This is a genomic window from Niastella populi (genome assembly GCF_002078015.1).
Lineage (GTDB): Bacteria > Bacteroidota > Bacteroidia > Chitinophagales > Chitinophagaceae > Niastella > Niastella populi.
In genome coordinates this window covers 265878-283789 of record NZ_LWBP01000254.1, presented here as the reverse complement: position 1 = coordinate 283789, position 17912 = coordinate 265878, and the positions used below count along the sequence as shown (strand labels likewise).

10 protein-coding genes are annotated in these 17912 nt (G+C 47.1%); 4 read left to right on the top strand and 6 right to left on the bottom strand.

The genetic code is table 11. The features are described 5' to 3' along the window. The 4 genes from A4R26_RS33940 to A4R26_RS33925 all read right to left on the bottom strand — a co-directional run bounded on the left by A4R26_RS33940 (position 1) and on the right by A4R26_RS33925 (position 9043). On the bottom strand, positions 1-3321 hold the full coding sequence (locus A4R26_RS33940; RefSeq protein ID WP_081171585.1) for a VCBS repeat-containing protein: 3321 nt from the start codon (positions 3319-3321) through the stop codon (positions 1-3). Between the two features lie 110 nt (positions 3322-3431). Next, positions 3432-5024: a RagB/SusD family nutrient uptake outer membrane protein gene (locus A4R26_RS33935; protein ID WP_081171583.1), complete on the bottom strand. Its 1593-nt coding sequence runs from the start codon at positions 5022-5024 to the stop codon at positions 3432-3434. 22 nt (positions 5025-5046) lie between these two features. Then, positions 5047-8037 carry a SusC/RagA family TonB-linked outer membrane protein gene (locus tag A4R26_RS33930; RefSeq protein WP_081171581.1) on the bottom strand — a complete coding sequence of 997 codons (2991 nt, stop codon included), beginning with the start codon at positions 8035-8037 and terminating at the stop codon, positions 5047-5049. A gap of 298 nt (positions 8038-8335) precedes the next feature. After that, entirely contained in the window at positions 8336-9043 is a 708-nt protein-coding gene (locus A4R26_RS33925) for an NUDIX hydrolase (RefSeq protein WP_081171579.1), read from the bottom strand. A gap of 579 nt (positions 9044-9622) precedes the next feature. Here A4R26_RS33925 and ligA point away from each other — a divergent pair. The 3 genes from ligA to A4R26_RS35775 all read left to right on the top strand — a co-directional run bounded on the left by ligA (position 9623) and on the right by A4R26_RS35775 (position 13680). Beyond that, positions 9623-11722 (top strand): NAD-dependent DNA ligase LigA, encoded by a 2100-nt coding sequence (ligA, locus tag A4R26_RS33920; protein ID WP_081171577.1) that lies wholly within the window; start codon positions 9623-9625, stop codon positions 11720-11722. Between the two features lie 68 nt (positions 11723-11790). After that, on the top strand, positions 11791-12354 hold the full coding sequence (locus A4R26_RS33915; protein ID WP_081171575.1) for an NUMOD4 domain-containing protein: 564 nt from the start codon (positions 11791-11793) through the stop codon (positions 12352-12354). A gap of 105 nt (positions 12355-12459) precedes the next feature. After that, complete coding sequence (locus A4R26_RS35775; protein WP_242675092.1) at positions 12460-13680, top strand: TIGR02453 family protein; 1221 nt, start codon at positions 12460-12462, stop codon at positions 13678-13680. Positions 13681-13747: 67 nt separating this feature from the next. On the opposite strand, the gene A4R26_RS33900 is transcribed toward A4R26_RS35775, so the two are convergent. Then, positions 13748-14758 carry an aspartate-semialdehyde dehydrogenase gene (locus A4R26_RS33900; protein WP_081171573.1) on the bottom strand — a complete coding sequence of 337 codons (1011 nt, stop codon included), beginning with the start codon at positions 14756-14758 and terminating at the stop codon, positions 13748-13750. A gap of 399 nt (positions 14759-15157) precedes the next feature. Here A4R26_RS33900 and A4R26_RS33890 point away from each other — a divergent pair, with 399 nt between their 5' ends. Then, positions 15158-16891, top strand: coding sequence for a lamin tail domain-containing protein (locus tag A4R26_RS33890; protein WP_081171569.1), 1734 nt, complete (start codon positions 15158-15160; stop codon positions 16889-16891). Between the two features lie 85 nt (positions 16892-16976). Here the strand turns inward: A4R26_RS33890 and A4R26_RS33885 are convergent, their stop codons facing one another. Next, positions 16977-17900, bottom strand: coding sequence for a PfkB family carbohydrate kinase (locus A4R26_RS33885; protein ID WP_081171567.1), 924 nt, complete (start codon positions 17898-17900; stop codon positions 16977-16979). Positions 17901-17912: the final 12 nt, after the last annotated feature.

The window sequence follows — 17912 nt, the reverse complement described above, 5'->3', positions numbered from 1 at the left end:
TTACTTTTTTAAACGGTATAATACCGGGTAATCGTTATTTCTTGCAAATAATACGTAATTCATGCCTGCTCCGGTAACCAGTGTAATATCCCGTACTTCACCATCCACCTGCACACCCGTTTGCCGTGATGGCAACCAGGTGAACCTGCCCTTTCCGTCATTGATCAATACTTCGCCATAGCTTGCATCGAGTTTGGCAAATTGCGGCGGAAAGCCCGATTTGTTTCCGCCCAATACCAGATCGGTAAACCCGTCTTTGTTAAGATCGGTACAAAGAATGGCATTCATCATTGACAATTGCACCTGGTATGGCAGGGCCTGAACGGTAAAGCTGCCGTTACCATTGTTGATAGCTACACATGATTTTGTATAGTTAAACAGCCTGACGCTGCTTTTATCGAGCAGTTCTTTTTTGAACAGTTCCTGTATCGATCGTTTTGCGTAATCTTTATTCTTCAGGTTCTCCTTTTTTATGGAAGGAATTTCCTCCTGCATCTCCCGCTTTAAAAAAACCGGCACATCGCGTTTTTCCACCGAGCGGGTAAGGATCTTATCTTCAGAGCCGTTGCCATTATAGTCGTTGATCCATAATTTAACCGGGTTTTCCATATCGGGCCGCAGGTAAAAATTATCGCCAACATTCCCCAGCACCAGGTCGGTGCGGCCGTCATTATTTATATCTGTAGCCACAACGGTTTGCCACCAGCCGTACATGTCGTTCAAATTGCTTTTAACTTCAGTGAACCTGTCGCCATTGTACGAAAAGATGCGTGGCGCCATCCATTGGCCGGTAATGACCAGTTCGCTGCCCGCATCCCCGGCCACATTGGCCCATACGGCCCCAGTAACCATTCCAATATGTGCAATATCGGGGTTTTTGGTTTTCGCCATATCGGTAAACTGACCATTGCCGTTATTGACATAAATATAACTGACTGGCGCAACTCCATAATTGCGGGGTGTGCTTCTGCTGCCCACAAACAGATCGAGATCGCCATCGTTATCGAAATCGTTAGCTGCCGCTATGCCCGTGTTCATACCATCGCTGTGAAATGCAGTGGCGTTGAGGGTGAAATTTCCTTTACCATCGTTTTTTAGCAGCCTGCATTGCATTTCGCGGCTGTATGGCGGACTGTTATTGCCTCCCGGGCCAACAAACAGATCGGCATCGCCGTCTTTGTCACAGTCGAAGAACAATACAGCCTCATCTTCAAAATCTTTGAACTGAAGAAATACCGGCACCTGTTTTTTTACAAAGCCGCCGCTTTTTTGTTGCAGGTAGAGTTGTCCCGGATGGCCTTTGGAGCCACCGATGTACATATCCTGTAACCCATCGCCATTTACATCGGCGGTTGCCACCTTTGGTCCTTCGCGGGAAAGTATTTCGGGTATATTCCGTTCGTAATAGAAATCTACATAGTCATCTTCTTCATGCTTTTCCAATGCCTGCTGCACTGCTGTAAACAGCAATGTGTTGTTCTGCAGGCTATCGAACTGCATGTTCTTTACGGCTGTCGATTTCGTAACCACCAGGGTGGTATCGATGGCCGGCTTATTAAATACGGTTACCGTACGATCGGGCCACATCACCACCAGGGAATCAACGCCTGTTGTCTTTCCCAAACCGATAACCTGTTTATAATCCATTGACGATTGAAAGCCCCGGCTGGGCACTACTTCGCGGGTAATGATGGCGCCACCTGCATGTACCATTATTTTGCTTCCTATGGCATACGTGTTCAGGTCATTGCCCTTCAGCAATACGCTGAGATAATGGTTTGTATTCTTTTCGCGGGAATGGTTTTTATAAATAAAGGCCGGCTGATTTATATTGTTCACGACGAGGTCGAGGTCGCCGTCATTGTCAAGATCGCCATAAGCTGCGCCATTTGAGAAAGATGCCTCGGTGAACCCCCATTCATTACAGGCATCGGTAAACTGCAGGTTACCGAGATTTCTGAATGCTTTGTTTACGACCGCCGTTTTGGGAATATGTTCCAGCACCTCATGCACCTTTTCTTTTTTACCCGTTAAAACCATCTTTTGAATAACATCATTGGCGAAGAATTCCATAAAGTCGAGATCGGTAACATCGCGATTGACACCGTTGCAAACATAAATATCGTTCAGTCCATCGTTATCGGCATCGAACAACAGGGCGCCCCAGCTCCAGTCGGTGGCATAAACGCCACTGTAATTGGCTACATCCGAAAAGGTGCCATTGCCATTGTTCACCTGCAAACAGTTTTTCATATACTGGTGATAGAAACCTATTTGCAATTTGTTGCGGTACTGATCGACGTTATCGAACGCCCCCAGGGTTTTTAAGCGGTAGTCGTTATCGGGCAGCATATCGGTGGTGAAAATATCGGCATACCCGTCGTTGTTGATATCGGCAATATCGGCGCCCATGGAGGAAAAGCTGTTCTGCTTCATACATTTCTCCATTTCATCTTTAAAGGTGCCGTTCTGCTGGTTTACGTATAAATAATCACGTTCGTATGAGTCGTTGGCAACATAAATATCAGGATAGCCATCGTTATTTACATCACCCACCGAAACACCCAGCCCAAAACTCATTAACGTTCCGTGGATACCCGCTTCTTTATTCACTTCGGTAAAACGGCCATTATCATTGCGGTACAGGTGATCGCCGCCATCCTTTACAAAATCGGCTACGGGCCATTCCTTTGCAGGCAACTCGCGCCTGTTGGTATACCCCAGCGTATTCACCGGCATGGGACTGTTATCGATCATAAAACAATCGAGGTCGCCGTCGAGATCATAATCAAAAAACGAAACCTGCGTTGTATATGCTGAAAGCGCCAGGCCGTATTGTGCTGCAGATTCGGTAAAAGTGAGGTTATGGTTATTGATATAAAGTTTGTTACGGCGGTTACCCGATTTCATATGGCCCGAATTGCAGATATACAGATCGAGCCAGCCATCGGAATTGATATCGGCCATTACCACACCGGTGCTCCACATGCTATCCTGCCGCATGCCGCTTTTTGCGGTAATATCCTCAAATTTAAAATTGCCCTTGTTCAGGTACAGCTTATTCTCTTCCATGTTGGAAGTCAGCAGCACATCGGCCAGGCCATCGTTGTTGATATCGCCAATGGCCACCCCGCCACCATTATAAAAATTACGGAACAAAAAACTGTTATCATACTCCTGGTCTGTGACGGGATTATTGAATTCGATACCGGTATTTTCAACCAGTTCAAACAAAGCGGAATGAGCATCTTTCCTGTCGCTGCATGAAAAACAAAAAAGACATCCAACAAGTAAACAGCCAGGTAATATTTTTAAATACATCCTGATAGGGATATTATTGATTCTAAAAACTGTACTTACCCTTGAGAAAGGGCAAAGGTCATTATTGTATAATGACCTTTGCTATGTACAATAAATTTAAGCATTAAAAATTATTCAGCGTATCCCGGATTCTGTTTCAAATTAGGATTGGCCAGTAATTCATCGGGCGCAATGGGGAACAACAGGTTCCGTACCGGATCGGGATCTGCTTCCTTCAATGCCCACGCTTTCAGGAACACCCCGAAACGGATAAGGTCCTGCCTTCTCCAGCTTTCCCAATACAACTCGCGGCCTCTTTCGGCCAGTAAGGTATTGGGGTCATACACGTTGCTCGGATTTACCAGGGTTATGGCGCCCAGCGGTGTGGCACCGCGTGAGCTCCTGAGCTGGTTCACCAGTAACAATGCCCCGGCCTCATCGGAAGGCGTTTGTCTTAGTTTGGCTTCAGCCATCATTAAGATCACATCGGCAAAGCGGAATATCTGCAACTGGTTTCTTTGATTACCACTGCTGTAGGCAGAATAATCGGGCGGATATTTTACTATCCGGATACCAGCCACCTCGAGGCGGCTCTTTTCTATTTCAACCAACCGTACATCGGGCGTAAACGACAAATTATTTCCCTGCCGGTCTTTTATGATTTCGCCATTCTGATTTACCTGTTGGCCAACTACCAGCCCTGGTTTTAAACCCGACTCATCGGTAACACCTGGATAAGGCACGCCGCCCAGCCTTTCATCGGTAGAGCCGAACGTATTGTAAAAATCAGCTACGGTTGTAAAGCCATTCCAGCCGGCACTGCCGAAGCTGTTATTTTTATTATAGGAATTGTAATGCAGGGTCATCATCCAGCGGGCGTTTATACCGCCGCTGTTGATACCATCGTTTGTTGCTGCGCCGGTATTGGGCCAGGCAAGGATCATTTCATTTTTATGCGATGCGTTGGTGGGACCGAAATTATCAAAGTAATTGGGGGTAAGGGAATAACCGCCGGACATTATAGCATTGCCTAACGTTACTACCTGCTGCATATCGGCATTTTCAAAAGCAGGTGCCTGCCTGTTCAGGAAGGCGCCCTTGTTCAGCAATACCTTCATCAGTAAAAACCGGGCGGCGTCGGGGCTGGCCTTGTAAGGTTTGTTTGAAGCAGGCAATTGAGGAATGATGGCCGTTAATGTATTCACCAATGTATCTATAGCCTGTTGCGGCGTCATTACGGGTGAAGGATCGAGGCTGTTGTAATCGGCTATGTTCCTGTAAGGCACCTGGCCGTAAAGGTCGAGGAAATAAAACTGGGCAAGCGAGCGTAAGAACAATGCTTCGGCGCGCTGGGTGGGGTTGGGATTGAACGCCAGCACGGTAATAGCCGCGCTTTCCAGAGAGCCGAGGGCATTGTAAACGTTTTTAAACTGAACGTGTATCGTGTTCCAGGTATGCGCATGCAATACCCGCCAAACACCGTTATCGTCCCAGTCGCCACCGCGGGTAGGCACAAGCGCTTCATCGGTAGTTGTTTCCTGCAGGGAGAACATCAGGTCCTGTGCATGCATTAAACCGTTCATGCTGTTGTAAGCCGAGTTCAGCAGGGCGGAAACGTTTGTATTTGACGTTCCGCTTGTAAGGCTATCCTGTAACTCCTGATCCAGTTTCGTACAACCCATCACCGTCACCAGCCCCAATATTGAAATATATTTTAGTTTCATATCGCTTAATTTAATGTAACAGTTATAATTGAAAACTTACACCTAACAAGTAGGTCCTTTGCGTAGGATATCCTATGTAGTCAACACCTAATGACGGTACGCCGTTCAGCGCTTTCTCAACGTTCACTTCCGGATCGAATCCTTTGTATTTTGAAATAACAAAGACATTGTTCACAGAAGCCGATACAGCCAGGTTCTTCAGGTATTTTCCTACACTTCCGAATGAATACCGTAATGAAGCATTGTGTAGTTTCACATAACTGCCTTTTTCGAGGAAGCGGGTAGAAGTTGCGATGTTATTGGCAATATTTTCAGGGGTACTTACCAAACCTGAAGCAATGTTGCGGCCGCCAACGATATTTGAAATGTTCAATACGCTCATGGCCGTATTGTTATACAGTTTGTTTCCGAACTGACCATGTGCGCCAAGGTTCAAATTCCATTTCTTGTAACCGATATCGGTATTGAAACCCATATACGCCTTAGGGTTGGGATCGGCAACATACTCAGGTGATCCGTTATTGGCATAAGTACCTATTCCGTCCTTATCAAAGCCTGTAAACACCGGCAGGTAAAAAACGTTCAGCGGCTGCCCATTGGCAATGGCTTCTGAAAAAGCGCCGCTGGTTCCCTGTCCGTGTAAAGCCCCTGTTAATATAAATGGTACCGTACCTGCTTCAGGATATACAAACCTGTTCTTTAAGAAGGTCACATTACCGTTCGCACTCCAGGTAAAATCTTTCCCTTCAATAATATCTGCGCCAAGGGTAAGTTCCACACCATTGTTTTTTACATGTGCCCCGTCAACGTTCTTATACTGGGTGGCAGAACCCGAAGGTTGCGCAATGGTGAGGAGGATGATAGGATCGGTTGTTTTTTTATTGAAATAATCAACCGAACCGTAAATGCGGCCGTTCAACAACTGAAAATCCACACCGGCATTTACCGATTTTACTGTTTCCCATTTCAGGTCGTCATTACCAAAATGCACGGTCGACAATGTAGCATTATTGGTATACCGGTATACTTCAAGTGCCGCATCTGCCGCAAACTCCTGGTTACCCGTTGAGCCATAACCAATACGAAGTTTCAGCAAATTGAACAGCTTGTTGTTCTTCAGGAAGTCTTCATTGGTGAGGGTCCAGGCAGCAGCTACCGAAGGGAAGTTGGCGTATTTGTTATTGGAACCGAACTTACTTGAACCGTCGCGGCGGAAAGTAGCGGTCAATGCGTATTTGTCGCGGAAGCTCATAATGGCGCGGGCAAAATAACTCTGTATTTCAACCAATGGATCGCGGAATGAAGTGGTATTTAAATTGCCCTGTTTACCGGCCGCCATGTTATCGTAATAGTGAATGTTTATACGATTATCCTGCTGCAGATTATAGGGGAACTCAAATACGGTTGAACCGCCGCCATAATAACTGGTTTTCCAGTATTCAAACCCTGCCAGTGCATTTAAAGAAAAATCATCTGACAGGTCTCTGTTAAAATTGAGGGTATGGGTAAGCGTTTGAGAGAACAAATACCTGTCGAAAACACCTGCAAGGCCCTTGCCGTCGGCGTTTCCACCGGTACCTTTTATCCAGCCCTGGATCTCTGCCTTACGGCTGCCACGCCCATAGTTTACGCCATACAACATCCTGTACTCGAGCCAATCGGTAAACTTATAAGCGGCATTGAAATTTCCCAGCAACGTAGTGATATCTACGATGTCGGTATAAGCGTCAGAAAAAGCTAACGGATTTATCTGTCCGCTGGGGTTTTCCTGGTTATACAACCCATTGCTTCGTCTCAACTGCAGCGTAGGGTTCCAGATCAATGCCAGCGAAATAAGGTTACCGCCGCTGCCTGCATCCTGCGAAATGGGCGAAATACTTTCACCAACATGTGAAGCAGAAACGCCGAAGTCGATGCTCAGTCTTTTATCGAGGAATTTGTATTGACCATTGAAGTTTCCGGTATACTTCTTCAGGTTTGTTTTTAAGATGATCCCGTCCTGGTCGCCCATAAAGAAAGAAGCGCGGTAACGGGCATTTTCAGAACCGCCGCTGAGGGCCACAGAATAGTTCTGCGTGAAGGAGGACCGAAGTATTTCATCAAACGGATCAACGTTGGCGCCCGAATCGGAAAGGGGCGCGCCATATTTCGCCAGCGCCGACCTGTACTCACCCGCATCCAGTACGTCTATCCTGCGCATAACATCACTGAAACCGGCAGAAACGTTCACATCGACACGGGCCGGGCCGGAAGACCCCTTCTTGGTGGTGATAAGCACAACCCCATTAGCGCCGCGTGAACCATAAATGGCCGAAGCGGAGGCGTCTTTCAGTACCTGTACGTCAGAAATTTCGTTGGGATTGATAAATGTTAAAGGATCACTGGCCGGTGTGGTGCCTAAACCGGAAGGTGCAAATTCAGGGCGGGCCGTTCTGCCATCGAGCGGTATTCCATCAACCACATACAGCGGTGTATTGCCCGTACGTATGGAGTTGTTACCCCTGATCTTTACAATGGTAAGCCCACCGGGTTGTCCGCTACTGTTGGTGATCTGTAAGCCAGGCACCTTACCCTGCAGCAATTGTTCGGGCGTATTGATCTGCCCGCGGTTGAAATCCTTTGCAGTGATCGAAGATACGGCGCCGGTAATATCACGCCGTCTTACAGTACCATAACCCACTACTACAACTTCATTCAAACTACTCTGGCTTTCAACCAAAACAATATCAACGGTAGTTGTTGAAGAGATATCTACGTCCTGCGAAGAAAAGCCTACCGCACTAACGGTTAGCGTTTTGGTTGCGTCAGGCACGGTTAGCCTGAAGAACCCATCGGTACCGGTAGTGGTACCACCCTGGGCGTCTTTGATAACAACAGATGCGCCAATAATGCCGGCACCCTTGCTGTCCTTAATGTTGCCGGTAATTTGTCTTGTCTGAGCGTAAACGTTGAGAGAATAGATGACAGTCAATAAAGGCAGTAGTGTTGCCTTTAGCAATCGTTTTGAGGGCATAATAGTAGTCGTTATTGGTTATATAATTGAGAATACCAATTGTGTGACCTGTACACAATTATACTTAATTTATAACACTCCAAAAAATAATTAAGTCGATCCAGCGGGCGTCTACCTGAACATTTTTACTTTATCATGCTAACTTAAACAAAGGAGTCACATGCCGTTATACTGCAGTTATATAGAAGTCATAACCCATGCAACAGCGTTGGTATGATTAGTGTTCCCCTATAAAAAAAGACAGCCTTTCCGGAGAAAAGCTGCTTCATATCATTTTTTTTAAAATTATAAGCTGATGTTACACCGGAATAGGGGTCTTGGTTTTACCGTTAGTAGCGTTGAAGCGGTACAACTTACCGGGTCGGTGAGGAACGTCCTGTTCCAGCTCATTCATATCCTCGAGCCAGTTCATTAGGAAGAATTTCTTTCTGAAGTTGCGGCGATCCATTTTTACGCCCAGTATGGCTTCATACAGGTTTTGTAACTCACGGAGGGAGAACTTCTCGGGCAACAGATTGAATACGATGGGGTGTTCTTCGATCTTTGACTGCAGCCGGCGCAAACAGGTTTCGAGAATGGTTTTGTGATCGAAGGCGAGCGCAGATATTTCATTTACAGGGTGCCAGTGCAGTTCATTATCGCTGTACACGGGCAGGTGGTCTTTGATATTTATCAAAGAATAATACGCCGTGCTGATCACCCGGCCGGCAGGGTGCCGGTTAACTTCGCCAAAAGTGTACACCTGTTCAAGGTATACGTCATCGAGGCCGGTACGGTCTTTCAATACGCGGTAAGAAGCGGTGTCGAGATTTTCATCGGGGCGAACCAGGTCGCCCAATAAAGACCATTGATTATTAAACTCTTCCAGGTCCGATTTGATAAGTAAGACCTTCAGTTCGTTTTTGTCGAATCCAAAAATTACACAATCGACTGAGATGGCGATCTGAAAAAACTCACGGTCTTCAGAACGCAATTGGTGAATGGTTCTCTGTAATGCTGTTCCCATGGCTATTAGCTAGATTGTCAGGGTTAAGAAATCTGATTTATAATTCCAACCTGTTGTTGTAATAACAGACTGGCTTAACTGGTTTCAAGCGTACGGGCCGGGAATCATCATCTCATGTAACCGTGTAATAACTAAGGTCTTAATTGAAGTGAGAGCAATTAAACAAACAAACTGGCGGGAGGGCCCAATGGCACGCGATCAAAAGAAAAACTGCACAATTGATCCGGTATGGGCCTGTTGCCGGTTGTGTTAATACGGTAAAGATATATTGAATACTTCACTCCTGAACGCCCCGTTGTTTTTTTACTACACATTTTGACAACGGACATATTTCAGATACCATACCCTTAGGTATGCACCCATGCAAGTATAACTTATTGCCTTTTAATTAGTTTTACAACAGTTATCCCTGTATGAAAGACGCATTTTTTGAATAAAACAACCTATTTTGCCTTTTTTCAGATTCTCAGTAATTGATATTCGTCAATATCTGCAGCATGCTAACCGTGACTTACATGCTGAGTTTTAAAACAGGGCATTGACCTAACTTTGATTAAACAGCAACAACCATATCATTTTATGTATTCACCCGACCAAACAAAAGATTTACAAAAGGTTACTACCGGTTTAATGGAAAAGAACTCCCAGGGGCATTTAACCGACTCGGATATCGAAACGCTTCGGGATGCGCTCCGTTTCCACGAACACCGGTATTATATTTTGAATGATCCGCTTATTGCCGATTTTGAATACGACCAACTATATAAAGCGCTTGAAAAACTCGAGAAAGAGCACCCGGCGCTACGCACACCCGATTCACCAACCCAGCGGGTGGCCAAAGAACTTACAAAAGACTTTCCAACGGTATCGCACCTGGTGCCCATGTTATCGCTCGATAATTCATACAATGCCGATGACCTGATCGACTTCGACCGCCGTGCCCGTGAACTGGCCAAAGCCGATTCGCTCGAGTACTGCGTTGAGCCCAAATTCGACGGGGCCAGCATTTCGCTCATATACGAAAACAACATGCTGGTACGCGGCGCCACCAGAGGCAACGGGGTACAGGGCGATGACATTACAACCAATATCAAACAGATCAGGAGCATTCCTTTATCGGCAGCTATTTCCAAATACGGGCTCGGGCAGATAGAGATCAGGGGAGAAGTGTTGATGAGCAAACAGAACTTCAAAAAGTATAACGATCAGCTGGCTGAACAGAACCTGCCGCCGTTAGCCAATCCGCGTAATGCGGCAGCCGGCACATTACGCATCAAAGACCCAAAGGAAGTGAGTAAGCGAAACCTGGAAGCTTTCCTTTACCAGGTAAGCCATTATACCCAGTTGCCGGGCACCGATCTTCATAAGGAACTGGATAGCCATAGCGGTTGTTTGACGATGTTATGGGAGCTCGGCTTTCGCAGTCCCATGAAGGAAAAGAAGGTGCTGAAGGGCATCGATGCCGTTATTGAATACTGCCATGAATTTGAAAAGCAGCGCGATGATCTGCCCTATGAGATCGACGGGATGGTAATAAAGATAAACGATATTCACCAGCAGGAACAACTGGGTATGACCACCCATCACCCCCGTTGGGCCATCGCTTATAAGTTCAAGGCCCGCCAGGCTACCAGCAAATTAAAAGCGGTAGAGTTTCAGGTTGGCCGTACCGGTTCGGTTACTCCTGTAGCCAAGATCGATCCCGTGCCTATCGGCGGCGTTACCGTAGGATCCGTTTCATTGTTCAACGAAGAAGTGATAAAGGAAAAAGACCTGATGATAGGAGATACGGTTCTGGTTGAACGGGCCGGCGATGTTATCCCTTACATCGTTAAAAGCCTGCCCGAACTTCGTAACGGAACAGAAAAGAAGATCGACTTTCCTACCAGTTGCCCTGTGTGTGGCGACAAGCTCGAAAAGCCGCAGGAAGAAGCGGTTTGGCGCTGCAGCAACATCAACTGCGAGGCCCAGGTGGTGGAACGCATCATCCATTTCACCAGTAAGGATGCCATGGATATCAGGGGACTTGGCGAAGCCAACATACGTAAGTTCTATACGTTGGGTTTTCTCAAAGATGTACCCGGCATATACCAGTTACCCTTCGACAACATTGGTACGCTGGAAGGGTTTGGTAAGAAAAGCATTACCAACCTGCAGGCAGCTATTGAAGCATCAAAAGCACAACCTATTCACCGGCTCATCTATGCCCTTGGCATCAGGTATGTTGGGGAAACCACTGCAAAAACACTTGCCCATGCGGTTAAGCATCTGTTGGAACTGAAGGACTATTCGCTGGAAGCCCTGCAAAACCTCGAAGATATAGGGCCCAAGGTGGCTGGCAGTGTACATCAGTTTTTCCATAATTGGGACAATATAGCAACCCTTGAAAAGCTTGAAGCGCTGGGCCTGAAGCTGAAAAACGACAAAAAGGACCTTGTAACCGGAGGCAACCTGAGCGGTCAAACGTTTTTATTTACCGGCACCTTGCCCACGCTCAAGAGAAGTGAGGCCGAAGCAATGGTTGAAACTAACGGAGGTAAGATACTCGGCAGTGTGAGCGCAAACTTAAACTATCTGGTAGCGGGAGAAGAGGCAGGAAGCAAGCTGGAAAAGGCTAAAAAGATAACCTCCATCAAGATCATAACCGAAGCCGAATTCCTGTCCCTTATACATCATTGATATGATTCTTATCAATTGTTTGAATTTCACATTTGTTTTTTTGTAACTTTAGCCAAAAGGAAAAGGCGATGATAAAAAAACTCCCCAACGAGGTGTGGAAACCCCTACAGTTTCCAGGCTGGAAACACCTCCGTAAAAAGTATGCGTTGTCCTCCATGGGACGCATAGCCAGCTACACAGATGACGTTGTTGAAGACGGCAAATTGTTACAAGGCTCTTTAACTACCGGTTACAGAACTTTGAACCTGCATCGTCCAGGCAACAACGGTACGCTGTACATTCACCGTGAGATTGCACGTTTATTTCTCAAAAAAGCATCCCTCAAGAACAAGTATGTGATCCACATTAATCACAACAAACTTGATAATGCTGTTAAAAACCTGAAATGGGCAACGCTCGAAGAAATGATCGAACATCAGCAACACAGCCCGGCCAAAATTGCGTACAAAAAAGTACAGGCAAACAGAACCGAAGGCTTGAAGCTGAATGCAAAACAGGTTCAAGGCATTAAGAAGATCCTCAACGACAAGAACCGGAAGATCACCATCAAAAAGTTAGCGGAAAAATTTGGCGTCTCCGAGATGACCATGTACCGTATAAAAAGTGGTGAGAACTGGGGCAGGATCAAATAATGCCCGGTAATTGATGCAAGCAAATAAGTGGTGTGAATGCATAAGGCTAGCTTTCACGCCACTTATTTTTTTGGTCAATGGTCAATGGTGAATTGCTCGCGGATTTTGAGATTAATATACGAACTTGCGCCGCCCGAAATTGATCGCCTTCCGCCTTCCGCCTTCCGCCTTCCGCCTTCCGCCTTCCGCCTTCCGCCTACCGCCTTCCGCCTTCCGCCTTCCGCCTTCCGCCTTCCGCCTTCCGCCTTCCGCCTTCCGCCTTCCGCCTTCCGCCTTCCGCCTTCCGCCTTCCGCCTTCCGCCTTCCGCCTTCCGCCTTCCGCCTTCCGCCTTCCGCCTTCCGCCTTCCGCCTTCCGCCTTCCGCCTTCCGCCTTCCGCCTTCCGCCTTCCGCCTTCCGCCTTCCGCCTTCCGCCTTCCGCCTTCCGCCTTCCGCCTTCCGCCTTCCGCCTTCCGCCTTCCGCCTTCCGCCTTCCGCCTTCCGCCTTCCGCCTTCCGCCTTCCGCCTTCCGCCTTCCGCCTTCCGCCTTCCGCCTTCCGCCTTCCGCCTTCCGCCTTCCGCCTTCCGCCTTCCGCCTTCCGCCTTCCGCCTTCCGCCTTCCGCCTTCCGCCTTCCGCCTTCCGCCTTCTGCTGCCTTTTCTTATCTTTGGCTATGCTGCAATCTTCCACTTTAAAATTCATCAAGGATCTTTCCAAAAACAATAACAAGCCCTGGTTCGATGCCCATCGTAAACAATATGATGCGGCAAAAACTGATTTTACGACCTTTATTCAGGCTGTAATCGACAAACACGGCCTAAAAGATGACTCTATACGCGAACAGGAAGCCAAAAAATGCCTTTTTCGTATCAACCGCGATGTTCGCTTCTCAAAAGACAAATCGCCTTATAAAACAAATATGGGCGCCAGCATTAACCGCGGCGGCCGTAAGTCGGTCTTTGCAGGGTATTATTTTCACCTCGAGCCCGGACAAAGCTTTGTAGGCGGAGGGATCTGGATGCCTATGCCGCCCGAAACAAAAAAAGTTAGACAGGAGATCGATTATTGCTTCGATGAGTTCAAAAAGATAGTACAGTCGAAAAAATTCACCAATATATACGGCGATCTGTACCGGGAAGAAGATATGACCCTTAGCCGCGTGCCGCAGGGGTTCGATAAAAACAATCCGGCCGGCGAATATCTGAAACTTAAAAGCTGGATCGCAATGCAGTCGTTAAAAGACGCCGATCTCACTTCAAAAGACCTCCTCAAAAAAACCGTAACGGCCTTTGAAGCACTGCAGCCCATGGTTATTTTCATTAACCGGGCGCTTGAAAATGTAGAATAACGAACGTAAAATGACGAATGCCGAAGCGTATTTCCTTCGACATTCGTCATTCATTATTCTATGTTCATTATTTCAACAATCCTTTCCCCATTAGGTACTCGGCGATCTGTACCGCGTTGGTAGCAGCGCCTTTACGCAGGTTGTCGCTTACGATCCACATGTTGAGCGTATTGGGTTGCGTTTCATCGCGACGCAATCTTCCTACAAATACCTCATCTTTCTCATGCGCATCCATAGGCATGGGGTATTGCTGGCTGGCAGGATCATCCACCACCACAATGCCGGGTGATTTTTCAAGCAGTTGCTTAACATCATTCAGCTCATAATCTTTTGTGAACTCAACGTTCACGCTTTCACTGTGACCACCCATAACCGGAATACGCACTGTAGTGGAAGTAACGCGGATAGAGTCGTCGCCCATGATCTTTCTGGTTTCATTCACCATTTTCATTTCCTCTTTCGTATACCCATTATCGAGGAATACGTCGATCTGGGGAATTACGTTCAGGTCGATGGGGTATTTATATGCCATCGGGTATTCGTCTTTGGCGTTCTTAACCGCTTTCTGACGCTCGCCCATCATTTGGTCAACCGCTTTTTTACCGGTACCGGTAACGCTTTGGTAGGTTGACACTACAATACGGGTAATGTTATATTTTTTATGCAAAGGCTGCAAAGCCACTACCATCTGAATGGTGGAGCAGTTGGGGTTGGCTATGATCTTATCTGCCGGTGTCAATACATCTGCATTCACTTCAGGGACTACTAACTTTTTTGTGGGGTCCATACGCCATGCAGAAGAGTTATCGATAACAGTTATGCCTGCTTCGGCAAATTTGGGCGCCCATTCCAGTGAAGTGCTGCCGCCGGCTGAAAACAAAGCCACAGCTGGTTTTGCGGCAATAGCGTCGGTCATGCTGACAACCTTGAACTTCTTTCCTTTGTACTCCACGTCTTTTCCAACTGATCGCTCAGAGGCTACGGGAATCAGTTCTGTAACCGGGAAATTCCTTTCGGCCAATACCTGTAACATTTTGGTACCCACTAAACCGGTGGCACCTACAACCGCAACTTTCATGTTTTGCTCCTTTTGTTTTGTTTTTTTGGTTGAACACTGTTTTCAGGCAGTGCATTAAAAATAAAAAGGCCTTCCCGTTCTGTGGGAAGGCCTCTGAATATGTTGGTATACAAAGTAGTCCTCAACCTCCCCCGTGTATGGAGCCTGTCTTGGTAGTCTTTGTATTTTTCTTTATGTTTTGCATTACGAGGGCCAAAATTAATTCGCAAATCCCTTATCCCCAAATTTAATTTTTCCCTGATCCTTTTCCAGCCCGGGCCAGGTATGGCTTTCACCCCACTTAACATTTATCAAGAAATTGATGATGAACAAGTACGGTTTACATTATAATATTAATATACAATACATTTGCCCGCTCTCTGGCATGGCTCTGCTTAGGTAGTATTAAATCTATGAATAATGATGCTACCTGTTTTTCGCCGTTTTATACCGGCCTGCTTTCTCCTGCTGCTGCTGCATTTGGGCGCCATGGCCCAGTTTGCCAGCCGCTTCGATGTGGTCATCGACGAACTGCTTCCCGACCCAACACCACCGGTACAGTTACCCAATGCCGAATTCATTGAACTTAAGAATGTTTCTACTACGGCATTTAATATACGCAACTGGAAACTGAGCGATGGCAGTACCACCGCCACCATAACCACCAACTTCATACTTCAGCCCGACAGCTTTGTAATTATTTGTGCCAACAACTCCGCTGCTTTATATGCTGCCTTTGGTAATGCTATCGGCGTAAGCAATTTCCCATCATTGAATAATGACGCCGATATTATTTCATTGTATTCTTCCGAAGGAAAACTAATTCATGCTGTTGCATATAATAACAGCTGGTATCAGAATGCAGTTAAAAGCGAAGGCGGCTGGTCGCTGGAGATGATTGATACCAAAAACTCCTGCACGGGCATGAACAACTGGAAGGCCAGCCCGAACGACAGCGGCGGTTCGCCCGGGAAGAAAAACGATGCCGACGCTACCAATGCCGATGACCAGCCACCGGCCCTTACAAGAACCGCTACAACCGACAGCATCACTATTTCAGCTTTTTTCGATGAACCGCTCGATAGCGCTTCCGCAGCCACGCCCGGTAATTATACCATAAACAACGGCATGGTGCAGCCTGCTTCAGCCAACATTGTAATGCCCTTTTGCACAGAAGTTGTTTTGAAACTGCCTGCTGCGTTGCAGCATAAAACTGTATACCAATTGAAAGCATCGCAGGTAACGGACTGCTCGGGAAATACGATCAACCAGTTAAACACCGCAAGGGCCGGTGTGCCGGCAATGGCCGACAGCCTTGCGGTAGTTATCAATGAAGTGTTGTTCAATCCCCGCCCCGATGGCTTTGATTATATAGAAATATACAACCGCAGCAACAATATCATTGACCTGAAACAGCTGTACGTTGCCAGCCGAAATGCTACCGGGCAGTTTACCGGCATCACAGCCGTCAGCTCCGTTCCCTGGCTTTTGTTTCCCGGCGATTACCGGGTGCTAACCGAAAACCGGTTGTGGTTACAGCAGCAGTACCTGGTTAAAGATCCTGCTCTTATTACAGAGCTGACGGCCTTACCCTCACTACCCGACGATAAAGGCACTATTGTGTTGCTAAATATGCAGGGCGCAGTTATCGATGAGCTGCGCTACGATCATAGCTGGCATTTCGCACTGGTAAGCGAAAAGGAAGGTGTAGCCCTGGAACGCCATAGTTATAACGAGCCTACCCAGCTGAAATCAAACTGGTCGTCGGCCGCATCTACGGTAAATTACGGCACCCCGGGGTATCCCAATTCCCAACTGATGGCCGATACCCGGTTGCAGGGACAGGTAGCTGTTACCCCGGCCGTTTTTTCACCCGATAATGACGGGTTCAATGACTTTGCCACTATCGGTTACCAGCTTGACGCGCCGGGGTATGTTGCCACCATTCGCATTTTCGATGCCAACGGCCGTATTGTGCGCCACCTGGTAAACAATGCCAGCCTTGCCGCCACCGGCCGCTTTCGATGGGATGGCCTCGATGACGGGTTGAAAAAATTACCAGTTGGTATTTATATAGTGCTTACCGAGGTCTTCAATCTGCAGGGCAAAACCAAAAAATTCAAACAGGTGGTTACGCTGGCGGGGAGGTATTAAAGCAGATGTGCCACACCTTGGAGGTGTGGCACATCTTATAACTTTATATCATTGCAACGTTTATTTTACTTTATTACCGCGACCTTCAAACCAGTTCAATATCAAAATTCACCAGCTCAACGAACTGTTGAATGCGGTTATCTATATCGGCCCGGCTGATCTCTTTCAGGCGTTGGGGACCAAACTTCTCAACACAGAAAGAAGCCATAGCAGAACCTACGATAATACCGGTTTTCATATTATCGAATGAAATGTCTTTTGTACGGGCAATATGTCCCATAAAGCCACCGGCAAAAGTATCTCCGGCGCCGGTTGGGTCAAACACTTCTTCCAGCGGCAATGCAGGCGCAAAGAACACCTGGTCGCCATGGAACAACAGGGCGCCATGTTCCCCTTTCTTAATGATCAGGTATTTGGGACCCATTTTCATGATCTCTTTAGCCGCTTTCACCAGTGAGAACTGGGCGCTCAGCTGACGGGCCTCGCTGTCGTTCAGCATCAGCACATCAACTTCTTTCAGCACTTCTTCGAGGCCGGGCATAGCTACTTCCATCCAGAAGTTCATGGTGTCCATTACGATCAGTTTGGGACGCACCTTCATTTGCTTTATCACGCTCAACTGGATCTTCGGATCGAGGTTGCCCAGCATCAGGAATTCGGCGGTCTGGTATGATTCAGGCACAACCGGATCAAAATCGAGCAATACGTTCAGATCGGTGATCAGCGTATCGCGGCTGTTCATATCCAGGTGGTACTTACCACTCCAGAAAAATGATTTTTTATCGGGCACTACTTTAACGCCATCCAGCTGAACGCCTCTTTCTTCCAGCTCTTTCATTTCCTCCCTGGGGAAATCGAAGCCAACGATCGAGATCTGCTGAATAGGCTGAACGAAATTGCTGGCTGCATAAGCTACATAAGTGGCAGATCCGCCTATTACGCGGTCGGTTTTGGCAAAAGGCGTTTCAATTGCATCAAAGGCCATAGTGCCCACAACGATCAAAGACATAAGCAAATTTTT

Coding starts and splice junctions, on each gene's coding strand:
- A4R26_RS33940 (WP_081171585.1), bottom strand. CDS start 3,321: ATGTATTTAAAAATATTACCTGGCTGTTTACTTGTTGGATGTCTTTTT.
- A4R26_RS33935 (WP_081171583.1), bottom strand. CDS start 5,024: ATGAAACTAAAATATATTTCAATATTGGGGCTGGTGACGGTGATGGGT.
- A4R26_RS33930 (WP_081171581.1), bottom strand. CDS start 8,037: ATGCCCTCAAAACGATTGCTAAAGGCAACACTACTGCCTTTATTGACT.
- A4R26_RS33925 (WP_081171579.1), bottom strand. CDS start 9,043: ATGGGAACAGCATTACAGAGAACCATTCACCAATTGCGTTCTGAAGAC.
- ligA (WP_081171577.1), top strand. CDS start 9,623: ATGTATTCACCCGACCAAACAAAAGATTTACAAAAGGTTACTACCGGT.
- A4R26_RS33915 (WP_081171575.1), top strand. CDS start 11,791: ATGATAAAAAAACTCCCCAACGAGGTGTGGAAACCCCTACAGTTTCCA.
- A4R26_RS33900 (WP_081171573.1), bottom strand. CDS start 14,758: ATGAAAGTTGCGGTTGTAGGTGCCACCGGTTTAGTGGGTACCAAAATG.
- A4R26_RS33890 (WP_081171569.1), top strand. CDS start 15,158: ATGATGCTACCTGTTTTTCGCCGTTTTATACCGGCCTGCTTTCTCCTG.
- A4R26_RS33885 (WP_081171567.1), bottom strand. CDS start 17,900: ATGTCTTTGATCGTTGTGGGCACTATGGCCTTTGATGCAATTGAAACG.